Raw genomic sequence first — 21,143 nt, forward strand, 5'->3', positions numbered from 1 at the left:
GTTTTTTGTCGTGTCTCAAAGGTAGAGATGTGCAAGTCAGCATACAGGTTTTGTTCACCACGGTGCAGGAAAAAATCCGTAAATAGCGAATCATTTTGGATAGTGAATATTAGACAAAAAGTGACATGATTTGCTAATCATTCCGCGTATCACGAAAGGAATATGGAAGCAGCGGAAGGGGTTTGTGATTGTGGCAGCGTCTAATTCGGAAACGATCCCGATTGAGAAAGAGACAGATATTGTGACGGCCAGACAAGTAGGGCGAAACATGTCGAGACAGCTAGGGTTTGGGACGATCATGCAATCTCGGATCGCAACCTCGATCTCGGAGCTGGCTCGCAATATTTACTTGTATGCCGGTACCGGAACAATCACAATAGAAACCGTTGAAAACGACGAAAAAACCGGACTGAAAATTACTGCTTTAGATGAAGGTCCAGGCATTGCCGATCTTCGAAAAGCGCTGGAGGACGGGTTCACCACGTCAGGAGCTTTGGGTGCAGGTCTGCCTGGCGTCAGGCGAATGATGGATGATTTCCAGATGGAGAGCACACTGGGAAAAGGAACGCGTGTCGTAGTGATCAAATGGCGCGAGTAAGCTAGGGAAGGTGGCAAAAAGGTATGACCCGGGGGTTGGAAGCGGAATATGTTCAAATCCTCAGGGATTATTTGGACAGCCAAGAAGAGGACGAGCTGTACGGCGCTCAAAAGCTGGGTAAGTTTCTGCTGCGAAGAGATATTTCGCCAGAGGAAATGGTTGATCTGCATGGTAGAGCTTTGGAGAAGCTGGGGGATGTACCCGAGTTTGTTCGGGCTTCCTTTCGCATTTTGACAGAAGTAATGATTGAATACGGCAACGCGCAGCGTTCCCTGAACAGCTGGCGAAGCAAGCATGCGCAATTGCAATCGGAAGTGGCGGTTGCGTCCGCCATGCAGCAAGCACTGTTGCCGCAAAATATGCCAACATATCCCAGTGTGGAGATCGGGGCAATCAGCATTGCAGCGCATGAGATTTCAGGCGATTACTACGATTTCATGTATGTGGATGAGCACCAGTTTAGTCTGACGATTGGCGATATTACCGGGAAAGGCATTCCAGCAGCCATGTGTATGTCCATGCTGAAGTACGCCGTGGACAGCTTGGGCGAGATCAGGCTGGGGCCGGATCAAATGCTGCGTCACCTGAATAGGGTCGTGGAACGTAATATTGATGCCAGTATGTTTGTGACGATGCTGTTTGGTTGCTACGATACCCAATCTCATGTCTTTCGCTATGCTGTAGCCGGTCATGAGCCAGGATTTTTGTACCGGGCGCAGGAAGGACGCTTTTACGATCTGGCAGGCAGTGGAGTCGCTCTGGGGATTGATGGGAACAGTCAGTACAAGGAGCAAGAGGTTCACCTGCAGATTGGCGATCTATTGATCCTGTTGACGGATGGCGTAACGGAATGCAAGCTGGGCCGCTCGTACATGACAAGGGAAGAGCTGATTTCCAATCTACAGCATGAGGTGCATCTTCCTTCACAGAACATGGTGGATCAGATTTATCGCAGGCTCCTGATGCTCACACAGTTTGAACAACGGGATGATTACACGATGATCGTATTGAAAAGGATCTGAGGACCATATAGGAGGAATTTGGGATGGAGCTGACTATCCAGACAATCAATCATGAGACAGAGCATTGTGTCGTCCTGGGTGGGGAAATTGATGCCTACACGGGACCCAAAGTAAAAGAGACGCTCATGTCTCTCATTGAGCCGGGAATGACTCTTGCCGTCGATCTGGAAGCAGTCGAGTACATGGACAGTACAGGAATTGGTGTTTTCGTGGCGGTCATGAAGGCGTCCAAAAAGGCAGGCTGTCCCTTCTATGTACAAAACATGTCTTCGCGTGTGGAAAGGCTGTTTCGCATCACCGGTTTTTACGAATTCATTGCCATCCGCAAAGGAGAGGACAAGTAATGGATCCAAACAACCCTTCTGCAGACGTGATCCAGCTTACGTTGCCCAATCGGGTGGAGTACCTGGGAGTAGCCCGTCTTTTGGTGTCGGGAGTAGCCAATCGCATGGGATTTTCCTATGAAGATATAGAAGATATCAAGCTGGCAGTAGGTGAAGCGTGCACGAATGCTGTAGAGCATGCATACGAACAGGAAGACGGAACGAATTCCCTTCATTTGGAATGTCGGGTTTATGAGGATCGGCTTGTGATCGAAGTAGCGGATCAGGGGAAAGGATTTTCCGTTGAATCGGCAAAGAAACAAGCGACACCACTCTACTCTGGGATCGATCAGGAGGATCTCGTAGAGGGGGGATTGGGCTTGTATCTGATTCATGCGTTGATGGATGAGGTTGTCTTTCATACAGATGCGGGCGTGTCGGTCTCCATGACGAAGTATCTGCGGCGAGATGGGGTGGCTGGCGATGACCGGACAATCTCGAAGAACCAGATATAGCCGAGAGGAATGCAAGGAGCTCCTCATGCAGTACCAAGAGACAGGTGAAGCGAGCTTGCAGGAGCAGCTGGTAGAAGCGTACACGCCTATGGTCGAGATGCTCGCCAAGAAATTCGTGCGTGGCCAGATCATGTATGAAGACCTGGTGCAGGTTGGGATGATTGGCTTGCTTTCTTCGTTTCGCAGGTATGACGCAGCTTTCGAGAGAAACTTTGAGAGCTACGCGATTCCGACCATTGTCGGGGAGATCAAGCGCTTCATTCGGGACAAGACCTGGAGTGTACATGTTCCGCGAAGAGTGAAGGAGCTCAGCCCCAAAATCAAGCGGGTAGTCGACGAATTGACCATACAGCTGCAGCGCTCCCCGCAGATCGCCGATATTGCCCGATGTCTGGGCGTGTCAGAGGAAGACATTCTGGAAACGCTGGAGATGGGACGCAGCTATCACGCGCTTTCGATGGATAGCGAGCTGGAAGCAGACAGCGATGGCAACACGATTTCGCTTTTCGATCTGGTCGGAGAAAATGAAGAAGGCTACAACCGGGTGGATGAACATTTGACAATCGACCATGCCTTGTATGTGCTGGAACCGCGTGAGAGGGAAATCATTCAGTTAACCTTCTATCAAAATTTGAGTCAGAAGCAGGCCGGGGATTTATTGGGCATGTCCCAGATGCATGTTTCGAGACTGCAGCGAAGGGCACTGGCCAAGCTGCGGGAAACGTTAAAAATAGATCAGCAATCGGAATCCATATCGCGTAAAACCAGGTAAGGGTGTCAATGGACACCTTTTTATTTTTTACTATCGGAAAGTTTAAGTGCGCTAAAGCGCTAAAAAGATTAGCGGAAGATAGTATAAGTGCAACTAAGGCTCCGCCAAAAGCTTGGCGTAGCCAAGTTTTCTAATTAGCGAAAAGATCAAGTATGATACAATATCGGCTATAGTACACGTGCAGGAGGAATGTATGGAGCTAACGTTACTGATCCAGACAATCGCCCAGGATACGGGTGTCAAACCTCATCAGGCAGAGCGCACCATTGCTTTGCTGGACGAGGGGAATACGGTTCCTTTTATTGCCCGTTACCGCAAGGAGATGACGGGACAATTAGATGAAACGCAGATTCGTGCGATTGAAGAACGGCTTCGCTATTTGCGCAACCTGTCTGTGCGCAAAGAAGAGGTCTTACGCCTGATCGAGGAACAAGGAAAGCTGACTGATGAACTGAAGATGGCGATCGAACGAGCGGTAAAGCTCCAGGAAGTCGAGGATCTGTATCGGCCCTACAAACAAAAGCGCCGCACACGTGCGACAATGGCCAAGGAAAAGGGCCTGGAGCCGTTAGCCGAGTATTTGTTGACACTGCCGAAAGCAGGAGATCCCGAGCAGGAAGCGGCCCGGTATATCAATCCTGAGAAAGGTGTCCAGTCCGTGGAGGAGGCACTGCAGGGGGCGAAGGACATCGTGGCTGAGCAGCTCGCGGACGACCCGGATATTCGCCAGTGGATTCGGAAGCAAACGCTTCAAAAAGGCCTCCTGCTCTCAGAGCAGAAAGCGGAAGAAGCGGATGAGAAAAATGTTTATCAAATGTATTATGCGTATAGTGAGCCTGTGAAAAAAGTAGTGCCGCATCGCGTCCTGGCGATCAATCGCGGAGAGAGCGAAGGCATTTTGAAAGTGGCGGTAGAAGCGCCTGTTGCCGAAATCGTGGCTTGGGTGGAGAGACGCGTCATCCGTCATGAGACGGTCGTTCGCCCCCTTTTGCAGCAAACGGTAGAGGATGCTTATAAACGCCTGATTGCACCATCCATCGAACGGGAGGTGCGCTCGGAGCTTACCGAAGCAGCAGAAGAGCAAGCGATTCACATTTTTTCGGAAAATCTGCGCAATCTGCTGCTGCAGCCGCCAGTCAAAGGCAAGGTCGTGCTTGGCGTCGATCCCGCATATCGCACCGGGTGCAAGCTGGCAGTCGTAGGCGAGACAGGCAAGCTGCTGGAGGTAGCAGTGGTGTACCCTACACCACCTGCCAATAAGGTCGCAGAGGCATCAGCCAAGGTAAAACAATTGATTTCGACGTACGGCGTCACGCTGATTGCGATCGGCAACGGAACCGCTTCACGCGAGACAGAGCAGTTCGTTGCCAACGTACTGAAGGAATTGAAGCAGGACATCCACTACCTGATCGTCAACGAAGCAGGTGCATCCGTCTATTCCGCATCGGAGCTGGCGAAGGAAGAATTCCCTGATCTGGATGTCGCCGAACGAAGCGCAGCCTCGATTGCACGACGCCTGCAAGATCCTTTGGCAGAGCTGGTAAAAATCGATCCCAAATCCGTAGGGGTCGGACAGTACCAGCATGACGTCTCTCAAGCCCGACTGGCGGACAGCCTGCAATTTGTCGTGGAATCCGCAGTAAACCACGTGGGAGTAGACGTGAATACGGCATCTCCGTCGCTGCTTCAGTACGTCTCCGGCATCAGCCGTCAGGTGGCTGGCAACATCGTCAAAAAACGGGACGAAGTTGGCAAGTTTACAGCTCGCTCCCAGCTGAAGGACGTGCCGCGCTTAGGCGCCAAGACGTTTGAGCAATGCATCGGCTTCTTGCGGATCGCCGACGGCAGCAATCCTTTGGACAAGACGCCGATCCACCCGGAATCCTATGATGCTACACACAAGCTGTTGGCGATGATGGATATAGCGGCTGAGGAGATCGGCAGTGAGATGTGCCGGGAGCGGTTGCAGTCGCTTCAGCTAGCTGAGACGGCAGAGAAGCTGGGCATTGGGGAGCCGACGCTCAAGGACATCGTGGAGAGCCTGCTGCGTCCTGGACGCGACCCGCGCGACGAGCTGCCCAAGCCGCTTTTGCGCAGTGATGTTCTCCAGCTGGCAGACCTGAGCGCAGGAATGAAGCTGCAAGGAACCGTGCGCAATGTAGTGGACTTCGGTGCATTCGTGGATATCGGGTTGAAAAATGATGGGCTCGTACACATTTCCCGCCTGAGAAAAGGCTTCGTCAAGCACCCGCTCGACGTGGTAACGGTAGGGGATATCGTGGACGTGTGGGTTGAGGATATTGATGAAAAGCGGCAGCGAGTAGGTCTGACGATGATCTCGCCAGTGGCTGAATAGGAAATAAAAAAGGTGGCGTCCTGTCATTGGGGACGTCCACCATGTTTTTCCCAGTATAAGAACCAACAGCTGTTCAGCAAGCGAATCTGGCGAACATCCTTCCCGATGAAGGCACGTTGCAACTGCTTGCGCATCCATTGTGGCATGAAGGTACCTCCTGGTGTTATTCGTCTATTGGCATTGTATGCACGTAGACGAACAGGAGGTACCTATTATTTCATGGCCAGGCTTATTCTTCATTCAAATACTCCAACTGAGCCTGTAGGGCACGGATTTCAGTCAAAAGGGAAATCAGCGGATATTCACTTTCTTTCAAAGCCGCAAAGCGTTGTTCCAATTGGCTGACGTAGTCCAACCCTTCTGTGACGCGATGCGCGGTGTCCAGAATTTCCAGGTCAGAACATTCTGCAAGGACATCAGGCAGCTTTGGCCGATCCGGGATGGTCAGCTTGCCGATCTCCTTGTCCAGTCTTTTCAACAAAGCGATGAGTTGATACATATGCGATTCGGGCATGGCGACGAATTGCAGCCCGGATTCATCTTGTAGCAGCAAATAACGCATAAGCTCCTCCACATTCAACGTTTTTCTCCCACCAAGTGTAGCCTATCCTTCTGGCACATTTCAACAGGAACTGCTATCGTGGAGGAAAGGAAGGCAGGGACGAGACATGACCGATCAGGAGCTGCAAATACTGGTGGAGGAGATCTCCAACCGCTATTTTGGCGTGGCATTTCACCACCAAGCTCGCTTCAACAGCAGATTGCGGACGACAGGTGGACGCTACCTGCTGCGGACGCACAATATTGAATTGAATCCACGCCATCTGGAAGAGCACGGAGAAGAGGAACTGGTGGGAATTATCAAGCATGAGCTGTGCCACTATCATCTTCATCTGGCAAAGCGCGGGTATCGTCACGCGGATCGTGACTTTCAGGAGCTGCTGAAAAAGGTCGGAGGGAGCCGTTATTGTCAACAGGTGGGCGGAGGGCGAACACAGCTTCCTTATCGCTACGAGCTCATCTGCACGTCATGCCAAATGAGCTACAGGCGCAAAAGGAAGATGAATCCTGCACGCTACCGCTGCGGACGATGCACGGGAAAGCTGATCCTGCGTGAGTAGAATCCGGCCAATGCCCAGCAGCAGAACTAAGCTGGCACTTGTGCAGAGCGGCTTTCTTGCGTCCCTTCCGACGGCAACGGTATAATGGACTAACTATGCAGCAAAGGAGCGTTTCGGGTGGCACAAGATGAATTTTCCTTGATCCGGCAATGGACGAGCCGTTCGAACGGACAAGAAGGTGACGGCCTTACTGTCGGGATCGGGGATGATGCTGCCGTCTTTACCCCGGCGCATGAGATGGAAGTCGTGGCTTGTTGCGATGCAATGACAGAGACTGTGCATTTTCTGAAGGAGACGATGAAGCCTGCTGATATCGGCTACAAGGCGGTCATCAGCAATATCAGCGATATCGCAGCCATGGGGGGCATTGCTCGGTACGCACTGATCAGTATTGCGGTATCCCCGAACTGGACAAAAGCCGAGTACGAGCAAATCTACGATGGGATCTACGAAGCGTGTGAACAGTACGGAGTGCGTGTCATCGGAGGGGATACGGTCTCCTCGCCAGTCTCGCTGCACCTGTCTGTGACGGTGCTTGGAGAGGTGGAAAAGGGACGCGCTATTCGTCGTTCCCAGGCTTCAGCGGGACAGCTCGTTTTTGTGACCGGGCATGTCGGCAGTTCTGCTGCTGGTCTTGACTTGCTGCTGAACCAAGAACGCCAGGAAGGTGAAGCTGGTGGGCAGGAGCTGATCGCTGCCCATCAACGACCGGCTGCCCAAATCAATGCGGGCAGATTGCTGCAAGCTTCTGAAGCGTGCGGGGCCTTGAACGATGTGAGCGATGGCTTGGCATCGGAGCTGTGGGAAATTGCCGAGGCCAGCGACGTGAGGATTGTCGTCGAGGTGGATCACATCCCGATATTGGAAGCAGCTCGAACCTATGCCCGGCAGCGCGGCAAGGATCCGTTGGATTGGGCGCTGTATGGCGGAGAAGACTACCAGCTGGTTGGAACCATTGAGGCAGACAGTTTGGCTGATCTCTCAGGCCGATTTGCAGAGCAATATATACCGTTTACGGTGATCGGACGAGTAGAAGCACAAGGAACAGCTGTGGTGATTGCGCGTGAGGGCCAGCGAAAAGTGCTGCCTAAAGCGGGCTTCAACCACTTTGGACATGTGGATGGAGAGAGGAGATGACGGCAGTGGCGTACCAGTGGACACTCACAGGAGTGGAAGAGACACAGCGTTTTGCCGAGCGTCTGGCCGTCTTCCTGCAGCCCGCAGACCTGTTGGCGCTGGAGGGCGATCTAGGTGCAGGCAAAACGACGTTTACCCAAGGGCTGGCACGAGGATTGGGAGTGCGGAGTGTGGTGAACAGTCCGACCTTTACCATCATAAAAGAGTATCAGGGGAGCTTGCCGTTGTACCATATGGATGTCTACCGGGTCGGGGATGATGTGGATTCGCTAGGCCTGGATGACTATTTTTTTGGTGAAGGAATATGTGTGGTGGAATGGGCATCCTTGATCGAGGATGTCTTGCCGCCGGAGCGTTTGACGATTTACCTGCGCAGGATCAGCGACGAGCAGCGCTTAGTCGAGATGGTGCCGCAGGGAGAGCGCTACGTGAGATTGTGTGAGGAGTTTGATTTTTGATGCGCGTACTGGCGATTGATACATCCAATCTGGTATTAAGTGTAGCCGTAGTGGAGGAAGAACGGGTCCTGGCCGAGATGACGACCAATCAGCAGAAAAACCACTCTGTTCACATGATGGATTGTGTAAGCGAGCTGCTCGACGCTACGAATACGTCACCGGAGGAATTGAGCGGGATTGGGGTAGCGAACGGACCTGGTTCGTATACCGGGGTACGCATCGGGGTTGCTTCGGCCAAAAGCATCGCCTGGTCACTCGGCTTGCCGATCATAGGCGTCTCCAGCCTGCAGACGATTGCCATGAATGCGCTGGGCTTTCCGGGATTGATTGTGCCCTTGTTTGATGCACGCAGAGGGCAGGTTTACTCGGGCTGCTTTAAGGCGCAGGATATGCAGGTGGCCCATGTGCACGAGAAGGAAAGAATCATTCTGCTGCAAGAGTGGCTGCCCCTCCTGCGAGATCAGGCTTCTGGGGAGCCGATACTCTTTCTCGGAGAGGACGTGCGCATGCATCGTCAGACGATCGAGCAGGTATTGGGGGAGCAGGCACGCTTTGCTACTCCTGCGTTTAACCATCCTCGGGCAGCCCACATCGGCTACCTGGCCATGCGCCAGCTGCAGGAGAGCGGCAATGTGCATGAGCTGGTCCCAGAATATCTCCAGTTGGCGGAAGCAGAAGCGAAATGGATGGCCCAAAAGCAGGAGGGTTCGGTAAAGGAGTAATCATATGGAACAAAAGTTTGAGCTTGGATTCCGTTTTATGACGCTTGAGGATATTCCTGCCGTCACCGAGCTGGAACGACTGTCGTTCACGACTCCTTGGCCGCATGATGCCTTTGTCAACGAGCTGACGAAAAATCCCAACGCTCGTTATGTCGTCGCTTTGCATGAGAATAAAGTGGTCGCTTACTGCGGGATGTGGATCATCCTGGATGAAGCGCATATTACGAATGTGGCTGTTCATCCCTCGTATCGCGGACAGAAGATCGGCGTCCGGATGATGCAAAAAATGATGGGTGTTGCGGTGATGTTCGGGGCAAAAAGCATGACGCTTGAAGTGCGGCCTTCCAACACGGTAGCACGCAGCATGTACGTCAAGCTGGGCTTTAAGGAACATGGGGTCAGGAAACGATATTATTCGGATAACAACGAGGATGCCATTATTATGTGGGTGACTTTGCAATGAACAATACGAACCTATCGCGCTACGAACAGCGCGTAAAGCAAGCTTTTCAGGCACACAAGGAATCGGGTGGCCCGACTTATATTTTGGGTATTGAAACGAGCTGCGACGAGACCTCGGCATCTGTCGTAAGAGACGGACGTGAGGTCCTGTCCAATGTGATCGCCTCCCAGGCCGATATTCACAAACGTTTTGGCGGTGTCGTGCCGGAGGTGGCTTCCAGGCGTCACGTGGAGAATATCACGCTGACGATTGAAGAAGCGCTGCGCGATGCAGACAAAAAACTCGAGGATATCCACGCTATCGCGGTCACGTACGGCCCCGGTCTTGTCGGTGCCCTTTTGGTAGGGGTGGCGGCAGCCAAGGCCATTTCGCTGGCACGTGGCATCCCGCTGATCGGGGTCCATCATATAGCAGGGCATATCTACGCCAATCGTTTGGTGGAAGAGATGGATTTCCCGCTGATTGCCCTGGTCGTATCAGGGGGACATACGGAATTGGTCTGGATGAAGGGGCACGGTCAGTTTGAGATATTGGGCGAGACGAGAGACGATGCAGCCGGGGAAGCTTACGACAAGGTAGCCCGTGCGCTCAACCTGCCTTATCCGGGTGGTCCGCACATCGATCGTCTGGCGTTGGAAGGGGAACCCAATGTACCCCTTCCTCGCTCCTGGCTGGAGCCGAACTCCTATGATTTCAGCTTCAGTGGTCTTAAATCCGCTGTTTTGAATACCTTGCATAATGCGGCGCAGCGCGGCGAAACGATTCAGCCGGCCAACCTGGCTGCCAGCTTTCAGGATTCGGTCACTGAGGTTCTGGTGGAAAAAACGCTGCGCGCCGTCCGGGAATTCGGAGCGAAGCAGGTATTGCTGGCTGGTGGTGTGGCGGCAAACCGTGGTCTGCGTGAGCGGCTGCAAGCGCGATGTCAACAGGAAGGCGTACCGCTAGTCATTCCGCCACTCTCCCTGTGTACCGACAACGCGGCCATGATCGCGGCAGCTGGCTTTATTCGCTATGAAAAAGGAGAGTTTGCAGGGCTGAATCTCAACGGTGTACCTGGACTGTCGCTGTCTGAGCATGAATGATAATAAAACGGGGGTTGTTCCTTTTTGGGACAAACTCCCGTTTTTCATTTCCGCTCGGTAAAAGCAAAGAGCGTAACTTGTTTCTCTGTTCGTTTTTCCTCTCCTCCACCAAAGCACAGTCAATAACAAAAGGGGTTTCTCTTTCTTATCCACAAACTTTGGATAACTTTTTTGTCTGTTCTTCCCTTCCCCTGTGAATACTGGTGATAACTATGAAAAATGACCGGGAAAATGGCCTGGAACCTGTGGATTCTTCTGTGGAATATGTGGATAAAGCGGGTGCAGTTATCAACAGGGGGATACAAGATGATGAGAAAATGCCTTATTTTTCTGTCAGTTTTACTGCTGCTTTCCTTTGCGCAAAAATCGGATGCAATCCAGCCATCGCAAGGATCACAGGTGATTGTGCTGTTCGTGGAGGGGATGTCTTTTTTCGATTTGGAGGAGCTTCGGAAATATCCACATGTGGATAGGTGGATGGATGATGCCGGGGCAGGGGCGATGTCTGCGCGCACGCCGGGGACACGAAATGCAGCCAATACCTACCTGCTGATGGGAGGAGGCTCCCAAGCCCTGTATACGGACCGAAGCGGTACGGCCTATCATTTCGATGAAGCGTTGCCTACCAAAAAGACGGCAGGTGAACACGCCGCAGAGCTGGGGCTTGACCATACGGGAGCAAACATCGTGTTTCCCGGTATTTTCCGGCTGCTGACAGACAATCAGAACAAGCCATACACACCGCGAATCGGTTTGCTGGGTAGCACGCTGGCAACACACCAGGTACCGATTGCAGCTTACGGAAATGGTGATCATGGGGATGTACGGCAACGTCACGCCGTTTTGTTTGCGATGGACGAGCAGGGGCGTGTGCCTGATGGGGATGTTTCCAGCTCAACGCTTCAGTCTGTGGCAGGGTATCCTTACGGCGTAAAAACGAATTACTCCTACCTGGAGGAAAACATCCTGAAGGACACCCGTTCCGGCGTCATTGTGGTTCAGCTGTCTGACCTGTCTCGACTTTATCAGCTGGCAGACGAGATGGAGTCCGGTCAGTTTGCTCGACAATACGAACGTGTCTTAACCGAGTTGTCCGTGTTTCTCGATCACCTCCTCTCCGCTCGCAGGGACAACCAGATGGTCATGCTCGTCTCGCCAGCTGTTCACGCCAAGGCAGTCCAGGAAAAGAAGCTGCTGACTCCAATCATGATCTGGCGGGGAGAGGAGCATGGCCTGATTACCTCTTCCACTACGAGACAGCCAGGGCTGGTCAGTGGACTGGATGTACTGCCTTCGATTTTGAACTGGTTGAAAGTCCCGATGCCTGAAGGGGTCACAGGTCACGCATTTCGTGTACAACAGAATGGACAGGATGTAACAGACCTTTTCAGGCAGGTGGAGTACATTCACCATACGTATGCTACGCGTTCCTCCGTACTGTACACGTATGTCATGCTGCAGATGATTACGCTAGCCAGCGCGGTCATCCTCTGGATATGGGGGAGAAAAAATCATGAAGGAGAGAGAGGCGAACGTGTACGTAGAGGAGTAAGGCTAGCGCTGCTGGCCATGCTCTGGTTTCCCTTTTTGCTTCTGGTCGAAGCTGCCGTGTCCTGGCAGGTAGCCGGGCCAGTCGTTTTGGGCGTCCTGATCATGGTTTCCTTGCTTCTTGCCTTTGTCCTGGAAAGCTTTCCATTGTCTCGCACAGTGGCGATTGTCAGCGGATTGACTGTATTCGGGCTGCTGCTGGACGGATGGACGGGAGCGACGCTGATGCGGCAGTCTTATTTGGGGTATGACCCGGTTATTGGGGCCAGATTTTACGGGCTGGGGAATGAGTATGAAGGCGTTTTGATCGGAGCTGCCACTCTGTTCGTGGCAGCACTGTACCAGATGTTCGCAGCCAGACAGAGCAGTCGAGGGTGGAGAAGGCATATTCTTCCTGTGAGCTCGGCCATTCTGTTCGCAACTGTACTCTACTACATGGTAGCGCCTGATCTTGGGACGGATGCAGGGGGCTTTCTTGCGGGGATGATTGGCTTTTTTGTAGCGGGGACACGTCTTCAAGGCTGGACGCTGGGAAAAAAAGGCCTCCTGCTGTTGGCAGGTGGCCTCGTAGGTGGTGTGCTTGTTCTCATGGCAGGCAGCTTGCTGACCGATCAGCCATTGACGCATGTGGGACGCGTATCGCAGCAGATCGTATCCGGCAATTGGATGGAAGTAGCCCAGATGGTGGAACGCAAGCTGGAGATGAATATCCGCTTGATTCGCGTCTCGATCTGGAGCAAGGTATTTGTCGTATCGCTCATCATACTGGGCTTGCTGTCCTTGAAAAATGACCGCTTCCTGCGACATCTGGCACTCGATTACCCATATTTGGTCAAAGGCTTTGCAGGGGTGATCGCGGGTTCGCTCGCAGGTCTTGTCTTGAATGATTCCGGAATTGTGACGGCTGCTACCTGCATCATGTTTTTGGTCGTACCAGCGCTTTATGCGGCGCTCGGAAACGGACCGATGACGGATGTACCGCCAGAAGGAACGAAGCTCAGGGATGTGGGTGACTGATGGCTTTACTCCTGGGAGAGCTGGCTCCACTCATCGTACAGCAGCTCCAGCTCTTCCTTTGCAGCCTGGATCTGATCATTTCGCTCCTTGGCTTGCATATGATCGCTGTAGACCTCGGGAAGACATAATTCCTCTTCCCATTTGCTGATCGCGGTTTCCCGCATCTGGATCGTCTCTTCGATCTCTTCAAGACGGCGCTGGCGTTGACGCTCGCGTCGTTTTGCCTCTTTATCCAGCTCGTAGGAGCTTTTTTCTGTCTGGACAGGAGCAGCTCCTGTCTTTTTTGCCTGTAGGGCGACTTGTTCGGCTGCCAGCTCGGCCAATTCCTGTTTCTTTTCCACGTAGTAATCGTAGTTGCCCAGATAGCTGGTTACGCCATTTGCAGACAGTTCCAGCACACGGCTTGCGATTTTGTTGAGGAAGTAGCGGTCATGGGAGACGAACAGGATCGTACCGGGATATTCATCGAGTGCGTTCTCCAGCACTTCCTTGCTGTAGATGTCCAGATGGTTGGTCGGCTCGTCAAAGATCAGAAAATTGGCCTGTTTGAGCATCAGCTTGGCCAAGGAGACGCGAGCGCGTTCACCGCCTGATAGATCCGAGATCTTCTTCTGCACATCGTCGCCGCTAAACAGGAAGTTGCCGAGCAAGGTGCGCACGTCTTTTTCGAGCATTTGCGGGTATTCGTCCCAGATTTCACCGAGTACGGTGCTGCGTTCATTCAAATTCCGGTGCTCCTGGTCGTAGTATCCGATAGTGACGTTGCTGCCGAGCTGAATATCACCTCTCAACGCTTGTAGCTGAGAGACGATAGTTTTGAGCAGCGTTGATTTGCCGATACCGTTGGGACCGACCAGTGCGACCCTCTCTTCCCGTTCGATCTCAAAAGTAAGCCCGGAGGAGAGGACAGCATCAGGGTAACCGATCGCGACATTGTTCGCTTTCATGACGATATTTCCGCTCATCTTGGCGACGTCGAAGGAAAAGTGGACCGACTTGTTTCTCATGATCGGCTTATCCAGGCGGTCCATTTTTTCCAGCGTTTTGCGCCGGCTTTGTGCCCGCTTGGTCGTCGTAGCGCGAGCGATATTGCGGGCGATGAAATCCTCCAGCTTGGCGATTTCCTCCTGCTGCTTGTCGAAGCGTTTCAAATCCTGTTCCAGACGAGCAGCCTTCTGATCGAGAAATTGACTGTAGTTGCCGACATAGCGGGTTGCGCGGGTCCGCTCAATTTCGTAGACGACCGTGACCAGCTTGTCCAGGAAGTAGCGGTCGTGGGAGACGACGAGAATGGCGCCCTGGTAGTTTTGCAAATAGCTCTCCAGCCATGTGAGTGTTTCGATATCCAGATAGTTGGTAGGCTCGTCCAGCAGCAGGATGGTAGGAGACTGCAAAAGCAGCTTGGCCAAAGCCAGGCGCGTCTTCTGACCGCCGCTCAGCGTGCGAATCGGGGTCGTGTAGTCCATGTCGGCAAAGCGCAAACCATGCAAGACGCCACGGATGGAGCCTTCATAGCTGTAACCGCCCTTTTCCTTGAATGCCTCAAAGCGGCGCGCGTAATCCTCCATGATTTGCTGATAGCGCTTTTCGTCGGCGATTACTGTGGAATCCCCCATCTTGGCTTCCAGCTCGCGCAAATCACGCTCTTCCTTTTGCAGATGCGAAAATACGCTGAGCAACTCGTCCCAGATCGAGCGTTCCGATTCCAGACCGCCATTTTGCGCCAGATAGCCGATCGAGACATCCTTGGGAATCCGCACAATGCCGCTGTCGTAGCTCAATTCTCCCGATAGGATCTTCATCAGGGTTGATTTTCCCGCACCATTGACACCGACCAGACCGACGCGTTCTCCGGTTTGTACTTGCAGAGAAATGTCCTGTAAAATGGTCTCGACTCCGTACGTTTTTTCTATATGTTCAGCTTGCAGCAAGATCATCTGTTTCACCTCTTTATATACTATATTCAAGTGTAGCTTAGAGAGCGAGCGCGGGACAAGTCTGTAGACCTGTTCCTGACGTATACGCCAGATGCGGGGAGGATAAAAGCATGGATAAAAAAGAGCTTCGCCGTCATTTGCTGCAAAAACGAAAACTGCTGTCGCCAGAGCTCCGAGAAGCTTTTTCGCAAAGAGCCTGCGAATGGATGCTCGACTGTGAAGAGCTGAAAAAAGCGAAAGTGATCATGGCTTTTCATCCATTTGGGGAGGAACTGGACATTCTGCCGTTTGTCGAAGAGGTTAGGAAACGAGGGGGAGAGATATGGCTGCCCCTGACCATTTCGGCAGAGCGTCGCCTTGTTCCGTATCGATATGACGGACCTCATATGCTGAAGCAAGGGGTGTACGGGATTTGGGAGCCGGACCCGGCAAAAGCAGTGGTGATGGATTGCAGCAGACTGGATGCCATTTTGGTTCCAGGTGTGGCATTTGATTTGCGCGGTGGCAGAATGGGGTACGGAGCGGGATATTACGATCGCTTTCTCGATGGTCTGTCGCACTCGCACCGTCCTTTTTTACTCGGAGTCGGCTTCTCTATGCAGGTGGTGGATGAGGTGCCCTTGGAGCCCCACGATATTTTATTGGATGGGATTGTCACAGAAGAAGGTTGTTTCCATTCGTGAAGGTTTTGTGTCAGAGCGCTCTTTTCTGCCAGCGGTATCTACAGCACGGACAAAAAAGTGTACAATACTATCGAATGATAAAACGGAGGTATGAGCTGTGGGTAGATGGAAGGTAGGAGTGATTTCGGCAAGTGATTCGATCGCGAGAGGTGAGCGAGCGGACGACCGAATTCCGATTATTCGACAACTGACTCGTGAATGGCTGCAGGTTGACGTAGCTATATACCGCGCTGTTACTGATGATATGGAAGATCTGAAAGAAAATATGATTGAACTGGTGGATCGGGAAAAATGCGATCTGCTAATCGTGACTGGAGGCACTGGACTCAGTCCGCGTGACGTAACGCCAGAGGTGACAGCTTGGGTCATGGACAGGCCTGTTCCGGGGCTGGCTGAAGAGATGCGGCGTGCTGGACTCCAACAATCGCGTCGTGCTATGCTGACACGTGCGGTAGCAGGTACCCGCGGCAACTCCTTGATCATCAACCTTCCGGGAAATCCGAAGGGTGTAGAGATTTGCTTTAACGCAATTGGAGACATGCTTTCCGATGCTCTGCATATCTTGCAGGGAACGGGTGAGGCCAATGAAGATTGGGGAGGATACGGTTGGTAGAAAAACCGAAGATGCGGGAAGTGCCGGTACGCGAGGCCATCGGCATGATGCTTCCGCACGATATGACTCAAATTCTCCCTGGTGAATTTAAAGGGCGCTTGTTCAAAAAAGGACATGTCGTCACGGCAGAAGATATTGAACCGCTGCTCTCGATCGGGAAGGAGCATATTTACGTACTGGAAATGCCAGAAGGCTTTATCCACGAAGAAGAAGCGGGAATTCGAATTGCGCAGGCCGTTTCTGGAGAAGGCTTGACGCTGACAGAGCCGTATGAAGGAAAAGTGTCGATGAAGGCAGCTTACAAGGGACTTGCCAAAATCAATGAACAAGCTGTACATGCCCTGAATGCACTGGAGGGCATTGCGTTTTCTACGATTTATGGCGATCAGGTCGTACAGCCAGGAGATACGCTGGCAGCGACTCGAATCATTCCGCTGATCATGGAGGAAGCGCGCATTGTAGAGCTGGAGCAGCTGGCCCAAACCTTTGCAGGTCCGATTGTGCAGGTAAAGCCGTTTTTGAAGAAACGGGTAGGTCTGGTCACCACAGGTGGCGAAGTATTTACCGGAAGAATTGCCGACAAGTTTGGTCCGGCTATTCGCGCCAAGGTAGAGGCACTCGGGTCTGAAGTGGTCGAACAGCGCTTTGCGCCTGACGATAAAGAGGCGATTGAGAAAGAGATCAAATGGTTCCTGGATCAAGGAGTGGACCTGGTGTTGGTCACAGGCGGGATGTCCGTCGATCCGGACGACCGGACTCCGGGAGCGATTGCAGGGGTAGGCGCGCAGGTTGTGCGTTATGGAACACCGATGCTGCCGGGTTCGATGCTGTTGGTATCCTACTACGGAGAGATCCCGGTTTTGGGTCTTCCAGGGGCTGTCATGCATGAGCCGTTTACGTCGTTTGATGTATTTTTGCCGCGCATCCTTGCAGGGGAGCGCATTGAAGAGTCGGATATGACGCGTTTAGGATATGGCGGTTTACGCAAGTGTTAGCTGGTTAGACTGGCATATAACAGGATAAAGGAGTGAAACAAGATGAGTACGATTGGAATTCCTGGTTTAATTCTTATTTTGGTTTTGGCACTTGTATTATTTGGACCTAAGAAGCTTCCGGAGCTGGGGCGGGCAGTGGGACATACACTGAAGGAGTTTAAAAATGCCACGCGAAGCCTGACCAGCGACGATGATGAAGAAGATGATAAGGCGAAGGCCAAGGAGCTAGCAGCGAAAACGGCAACGCCTGCCCCTGCTGCAACAACCGCAACTACCGCCGCAACTTCAACTGACAAGACGACAGCCGCTGCGGATCAGGATGCTTTGGATCGTGAGAGAATCGAGCGGGAGGTTCGGGAGCGTCTCGAGCGTGAACGCCTGGAAAAAGAAATCCGCGCAAAGCTAGAACAAGAGCGTCTGCAAGCTGAACAAGGACAGCATAAGGCGTAATTGGGTAAGGTGGGTTCCATGACCGAACAAGAAATGACAGTGGTTGAGCATCTGACAGAGTTGCGCAAGCGAATCATGTGGGTGTTGGCCGTTTTTATTGTTGCGTTGATTGCCGGCTTCTTTTTGGCTGGTCCGCTGATTGAGTATTTAAAGCAACAACCGATTGCTGACGGCGTTCCGATCATCTCGCTTCATCCATCTGACGCCCTGCGTGTGTACATGCAGGTGGCTGTCCTGGTAGGAGTCGTTGTGGTACTGCCCGTAGCACTGTATCACATTTGGCGTTTTGTTTCCCCGGGTCTGCGGGAGACTGAGCGCCGCGGTACGCTGTACTTCATTCCGGCAGCGTTCCTGTTGTTTATCATGGGACTTCTATTTGGCTACTACATCGTCTTCCCGATGCTGATGCAATTCATGTCCAATCTTTCTGGAAGCATGGGGATTAATCCCAATTACGGCATCGGAGAATTCTTCAGCTTCATGTTTAACATGGTGATCCCTTTCGGAGTGCTTTTTCAATTGCCGATTGTCGTGATGTTTCTTACTCGCTTGAAGATCCTCAATCCGATGAGACTTGCCAAAATGAGACGCTACGCCTATTTTATCCTGGCTGTGATCGCCATTACGCTGACACCGCCCGATATTATGAGTGACGTCCTGGTGACGATCCCGCTCTTGCTTTTATACGAGATCAGCACCTGGCTGTCCCGGATTGTCTATCGCAAGCAGCTGAAGGAACAAGAACAATGGGAAAAGGAATATAACATGGAAGCGGATGAAGTAAGCCGCTAAAAAGGCAAGTCCCCTGATACAAGTGCAGGGGACTTTTTCTTATGCGGTTTCAAAAAAATAGGATGTGACAGCTTCTCACTAGACATACTAGTACAGAGCAATGGGGAGGTGGTCGTATGTGGCTTATTCTTTCTTTGGCACTGCTGTTTTCACCGGCTCATGCAGGCGCGATGGCAAAACCGGTAGAGCTGGCTGATCAGTCGGAGCGCGTAGAACTGTTTGATACGGACAAGCAGCAGGTCGTCGAGACGTTTCCCAATTCTTCAACCTTTCAGGATCAGGCGGGCAAGATTCTAGACAGTGTGAGTGGTCGGGTACTGGAGCTGAATCCAGTTTTGGAACACGCCATGATCGTGAAAATTCCTTTGGTGCCGCCCAAACGATTGGTGCATAAACCTTCGCGACTTGATACACAGATCGCGGCGATGTTTGTGGTCATGCCGAAAACGGGTAGGCGGGCACCGTGGCTGATTTTGCATACCAAGCAATACGAGACCGTCGTCGTCGAGTTTTCTGCAAAAGTAGACGCGTTACGCGTGCAGCTCCGCCTGCCCAAGTAAAAGAAACCCGGCTTGTGAAAAAAGGTGTGGCGAAGCACGGTTACTTGGAGATAGTCAGGAAAGCTTGCGTGTAATAATCGGTGATCACTCCGACACCGAGCTGGGAGAAGCCTTTTTCCAGGACGTTTTTACGGTGTCCGGGACTGTTCATCCAGCTTTCATGGGCCTCAATCGCGTCGGGATAGCCAGCTGCGATATTTTCACCTGCCATCGTGTAGCGGATGTTGGCTTGCTTCAGGCGAGCGAAAGGATCCAGGCCAGTAGTTGCCGAGACATGGTCGAAGAAGTCGTGGTTGGCCATGTCCTGACTATGCTTCCGGGCCACTTCTGCAGCTTCGCCGTGCCATTGGAGCGGTGGCAGCTTGTAGCGGTAGCGGGTGACGTTGACCAGATCCAGGATTTGTCGCTCGTACGCGGCATTGACCAGCTCTCTTTGCTTCACCGTGAGCGCCGGAGGATCGAAGTTGGGAGCTTGTCCGGTGTACGTCCATTTCGTTTCATAAAAACCGCCGCGCAGCAGCATTTTTGTATCCATCATCCGCACAGCTGTTACCTTGCTGCTGTTTTGCTGATCCAGGTAATAGATCACCGGCTTGCTGTCTTTCATAACCAGCGGGCGTTGATGCTTCTGGTTGGTGATCTGGACTTTTGCTCCCATATACGAAAAGGTAACGATATTTTGCAGCGGGTGTTTGTTTTCAATCGATTTCAGGCTGGCTCCGATACCTGTGCCGCCCAGCTTTGCCAAAGGAGCGTTGGAATACAGATCGACGACCTTGTCATCCACGACGCCCACCTGGAGATAGGAGGCATAATCCTTGTTATAGATCCACCATTGATAGCCGAGGCTGCTCGGTTCCATGCGATCAGGCTCGCCAAGCAGATCAGTGACTTCCTTGGCTGACATGCCGAGCTTTAATCCGAATAGCTCGTAAGCCGGTTCGACAACAGCGCCTGTCTTTTTGGGAGCGGACACAGGCTGACTTGGCTCAGCTTTGGCAGGGGGAGCTGCCTGGGTTACCGCAGGCTTTATCGCGCTCGCATCCGCCACCATAGTAGGGGATGAAGCTTCAGGCGCTTTACCCACCCAGGCCGTTGAACTCTTTTGGTCCCATCCGACTTGCTTGTCGAGCTGTTCCCCGATCAGAGAAAGTGGAACGTACAAGGTTCCCTGATACTCCAGGGTGGTGGGGAGCGATTTTCCGTCTTTCTGCCTGTCAGCCGACAGGGTACTGGCGTTAATTTCCTGACCGTCCCAATAGATGGCCGCAGGATTGACGTTTACCCGAACCGTTGAGGAATTGTCCCAAGAGATAAGTCGTGTGATCCCGACCATCGTAAGTGTAATCACACCAAGTAAAAACCAATTGCGCATTTCAGGGTCCCTCCTTGGACGTCTGGACTGAACTCTATGCTTGGATTATATGAGCCCGTTTTTTTGCTAGAACCTCGTTGCTAGAAAAATGCCAACTGCTAGAGAGAGTTGAAAGAACTGATAGATGGAAAAAAGTGAGGGAAACTACTTGCAAAGTAAAAGGTGATTCATTATTATAGGAATTGGGTGTTAGCACTCGCTCAAGTTGAGTGCTAACAACACATACTTTCTAACCTACATTTTTTGAGGAGGGTGTTTTTAGTGCTGAAGCCATTGGGTGACCGTGTGGTAATTGAAGCTATCTCCAAAGACGAAACGACCGCAAGCGGGATCGTTCTGCCTGACACGGCAAAGGAAAAACCGCAAGAAGGCCGCATTATCGCTGTAGGCTCTGGTCGTGTTGCTGACAACGGCGAGCGCATCGCGTTGGAAGTAAAAGAAGGCGACAAGGTAATTTTCTCCAAGTACGCCGGCACTGAAGTGAAAGTGGATAACAAAGAATATCTGGTGCTTCGCGAATCCGATATCCTGGCGATCATCGGTTAACTAGCTCTTCACATAGGAATACGATTGGAAAACACATAAAGCAGGAGGTAGAGATCAG

Annotated in this window: 24 protein-coding genes; 20 read left to right on the plus strand and 4 right to left on the minus strand. The window is 52.2% G+C overall.

The features are described from left to right. Nucleotides 1–190: 190 nt before the first annotated feature. The 6 genes from EDM52_RS17520 (at nt 191) to EDM52_RS17545 (ending at nt 5,586) form a co-directional block, all read left to right on the plus strand. Nucleotides 191–598, plus strand: a complete 408-nt coding sequence (locus EDM52_RS17520; protein ID WP_412850236.1) for an anti-sigma regulatory factor — start codon at nt 191–193, stop codon at nt 596–598. Between the two features lie 23 nt (nt 599–621). After that, complete coding sequence (locus EDM52_RS17525) at nt 622–1,620, plus strand: PP2C family protein-serine/threonine phosphatase (RefSeq protein WP_122910240.1); 999 nt, start codon at nt 622–624, stop codon at nt 1,618–1,620. Nucleotides 1,621–1,643: 23 nt separating this feature from the next. After that, a complete protein-coding gene (locus tag EDM52_RS17530) occupies nt 1,644–1,964 on the plus strand; it encodes an STAS domain-containing protein (protein WP_122910241.1) in 321 nt (106 codons plus the stop codon). Next, on the plus strand, nt 1,964–2,458 hold the full coding sequence (rsbW, locus tag EDM52_RS17535) for an anti-sigma B factor RsbW (protein WP_122910242.1): 495 nt from the start codon (nt 1,964–1,966) through the stop codon (nt 2,456–2,458). Before EDM52_RS17530 ends, rsbW begins: the two co-directional genes overlap by 1 nt. Beyond that, nucleotides 2,427–3,230 carry an RNA polymerase sigma factor SigB gene (gene sigB, locus EDM52_RS17540; protein WP_122910243.1) on the plus strand — a complete coding sequence of 268 codons (804 nt, stop codon included), beginning with the start codon at nt 2,427–2,429 and terminating at the stop codon, nt 3,228–3,230. Before rsbW ends, sigB begins: the two co-directional genes overlap by 32 nt. A gap of 193 nt (nt 3,231–3,423) precedes the next feature. Next, on the plus strand, nt 3,424–5,586 hold the full coding sequence (locus tag EDM52_RS17545; protein ID WP_122910244.1) for a Tex family protein: 2,163 nt from the start codon (nt 3,424–3,426) through the stop codon (nt 5,584–5,586). 23 nt (nt 5,587–5,609) lie between these two features. On the opposite strand, the gene cmpA is transcribed toward EDM52_RS17545, so the two are convergent. Together cmpA and EDM52_RS17555 are read right to left on the minus strand one after the other, a co-directional pair. Beyond that, nucleotides 5,610–5,732 (minus strand): cortex morphogenetic protein CmpA, encoded by a 123-nt coding sequence (gene cmpA, locus EDM52_RS17550; protein WP_122910245.1) that lies wholly within the window; start codon nt 5,730–5,732, stop codon nt 5,610–5,612. Nucleotides 5,733–5,815: 83 nt separating this feature from the next. Continuing rightward, nucleotides 5,816–6,148, minus strand: a complete 333-nt coding sequence (locus EDM52_RS17555; RefSeq protein WP_122910246.1) for a hydrolase/acyltransferase — start codon at nt 6,146–6,148, stop codon at nt 5,816–5,818. A 106-nt stretch (nt 6,149–6,254) separates the two neighbouring features. On the opposite strand from EDM52_RS17555, the gene EDM52_RS17560 reads away from it, so the two are divergent. The 7 genes from EDM52_RS17560 (at nt 6,255) to EDM52_RS17590 (ending at nt 13,134) form a co-directional block, all read left to right on the plus strand. After that, on the plus strand, nt 6,255–6,707 hold the full coding sequence (locus tag EDM52_RS17560) for a SprT family protein (RefSeq protein ID WP_122910247.1): 453 nt from the start codon (nt 6,255–6,257) through the stop codon (nt 6,705–6,707). 117 nt (nt 6,708–6,824) lie between these two features. Next, entirely contained in the window at nt 6,825–7,844 is a 1,020-nt protein-coding gene (thiL, locus tag EDM52_RS17565; protein ID WP_122910248.1) for a thiamine-phosphate kinase, read from the plus strand. After that, nucleotides 7,841–8,302, plus strand: coding sequence for a tRNA (adenosine(37)-N6)-threonylcarbamoyltransferase complex ATPase subunit type 1 TsaE (tsaE, locus tag EDM52_RS17570; RefSeq protein ID WP_122910249.1), 462 nt, complete (start codon nt 7,841–7,843; stop codon nt 8,300–8,302). Before thiL ends, tsaE begins: the two co-directional genes overlap by 4 nt. After that, entirely contained in the window at nt 8,302–9,024 is a 723-nt protein-coding gene (gene tsaB, locus EDM52_RS17575) for a tRNA (adenosine(37)-N6)-threonylcarbamoyltransferase complex dimerization subunit type 1 TsaB (RefSeq protein WP_122910250.1), read from the plus strand. The genes tsaE and tsaB overlap by 1 nt, the downstream gene beginning before the upstream one ends. A 4-nt stretch (nt 9,025–9,028) precedes the next feature. Continuing rightward, entirely contained in the window at nt 9,029–9,487 is a 459-nt protein-coding gene (gene rimI, locus EDM52_RS17580; RefSeq protein ID WP_122910251.1) for a ribosomal protein S18-alanine N-acetyltransferase, read from the plus strand. Then, nucleotides 9,484–10,569, plus strand: coding sequence for a tRNA (adenosine(37)-N6)-threonylcarbamoyltransferase complex transferase subunit TsaD (gene tsaD / locus EDM52_RS17585; protein WP_122910252.1), 1,086 nt, complete (start codon nt 9,484–9,486; stop codon nt 10,567–10,569). The genes rimI and tsaD overlap by 4 nt, the downstream gene beginning before the upstream one ends. 306 nt (nt 10,570–10,875) lie before the next feature. Then, nucleotides 10,876–13,134, plus strand: coding sequence for a hypothetical protein (locus EDM52_RS17590; RefSeq protein ID WP_245997057.1), 2,259 nt, complete (start codon nt 10,876–10,878; stop codon nt 13,132–13,134). A gap of 5 nt (nt 13,135–13,139) precedes the next feature. Here EDM52_RS17590 and EDM52_RS17595 read toward each other — a convergent pair whose 3' ends face one another. Then, nucleotides 13,140–15,071 carry an ABC-F family ATP-binding cassette domain-containing protein gene (locus EDM52_RS17595; RefSeq protein ID WP_122910253.1) on the minus strand — a complete coding sequence of 644 codons (1,932 nt, stop codon included), beginning with the start codon at nt 15,069–15,071 and terminating at the stop codon, nt 13,140–13,142. 110 nt (nt 15,072–15,181) lie between these two features. Between EDM52_RS17595 and EDM52_RS17600 the strand changes: the two genes are divergently transcribed. The 6 genes from EDM52_RS17600 (at nt 15,182) to EDM52_RS17625 (ending at nt 19,164) form a co-directional block, all read left to right on the plus strand. Then, a complete protein-coding gene (locus tag EDM52_RS17600) occupies nt 15,182–15,754 on the plus strand; it encodes a 5-formyltetrahydrofolate cyclo-ligase (RefSeq protein WP_122910254.1) in 573 nt (190 codons plus the stop codon). A 97-nt stretch (nt 15,755–15,851) separates the two neighbouring features. Continuing rightward, nucleotides 15,852–16,367, plus strand: coding sequence for a MogA/MoaB family molybdenum cofactor biosynthesis protein (locus tag EDM52_RS17605; protein ID WP_122910255.1), 516 nt, complete (start codon nt 15,852–15,854; stop codon nt 16,365–16,367). Further along, complete coding sequence (locus EDM52_RS17610) at nt 16,361–17,362, plus strand: molybdopterin-binding protein (protein WP_122910256.1); 1,002 nt, start codon at nt 16,361–16,363, stop codon at nt 17,360–17,362. Before EDM52_RS17605 ends, EDM52_RS17610 begins: the two co-directional genes overlap by 7 nt. A 42-nt stretch (nt 17,363–17,404) precedes the next feature. Continuing rightward, a complete protein-coding gene (gene tatA, locus EDM52_RS17615) occupies nt 17,405–17,812 on the plus strand; it encodes a twin-arginine translocase TatA/TatE family subunit (RefSeq protein WP_122910257.1) in 408 nt (135 codons plus the stop codon). 18 nt (nt 17,813–17,830) lie between these two features. Next, the gene (gene tatC / locus EDM52_RS17620; protein ID WP_122910258.1) at nt 17,831–18,604 is read left to right on the plus strand and encodes a twin-arginine translocase subunit TatC; all 774 of its coding nucleotides are present in this window, start codon (nt 17,831–17,833) and stop codon (nt 18,602–18,604) included. Between the two features lie 116 nt (nt 18,605–18,720). After that, nucleotides 18,721–19,164 (plus strand): hypothetical protein, encoded by a 444-nt coding sequence (locus EDM52_RS17625; RefSeq protein WP_122910259.1) that lies wholly within the window; start codon nt 18,721–18,723, stop codon nt 19,162–19,164. Between the two features lie 40 nt (nt 19,165–19,204). On the opposite strand, the gene EDM52_RS17630 is transcribed toward EDM52_RS17625, so the two are convergent. Beyond that, nucleotides 19,205–20,539 carry a CAP-associated domain-containing protein gene (locus EDM52_RS17630; protein WP_122910260.1) on the minus strand — a complete coding sequence of 445 codons (1,335 nt, stop codon included), beginning with the start codon at nt 20,537–20,539 and terminating at the stop codon, nt 19,205–19,207. Nucleotides 20,540–20,800: 261 nt separating this feature from the next. Between EDM52_RS17630 and groES the strand changes: the two genes are divergently transcribed. Next, the gene (gene groES / locus EDM52_RS17635; protein WP_122910261.1) at nt 20,801–21,085 is read left to right on the plus strand and encodes a co-chaperone GroES; all 285 of its coding nucleotides are present in this window, start codon (nt 20,801–20,803) and stop codon (nt 21,083–21,085) included. The last annotated feature ends 58 nt before the right edge of the window (nt 21,086–21,143 follow it).

This window comes from Brevibacillus invocatus (assembly GCF_003710915.1).
GTDB lineage: Bacteria > Bacillota > Bacilli > Brevibacillales > Brevibacillaceae > Brevibacillus > Brevibacillus invocatus.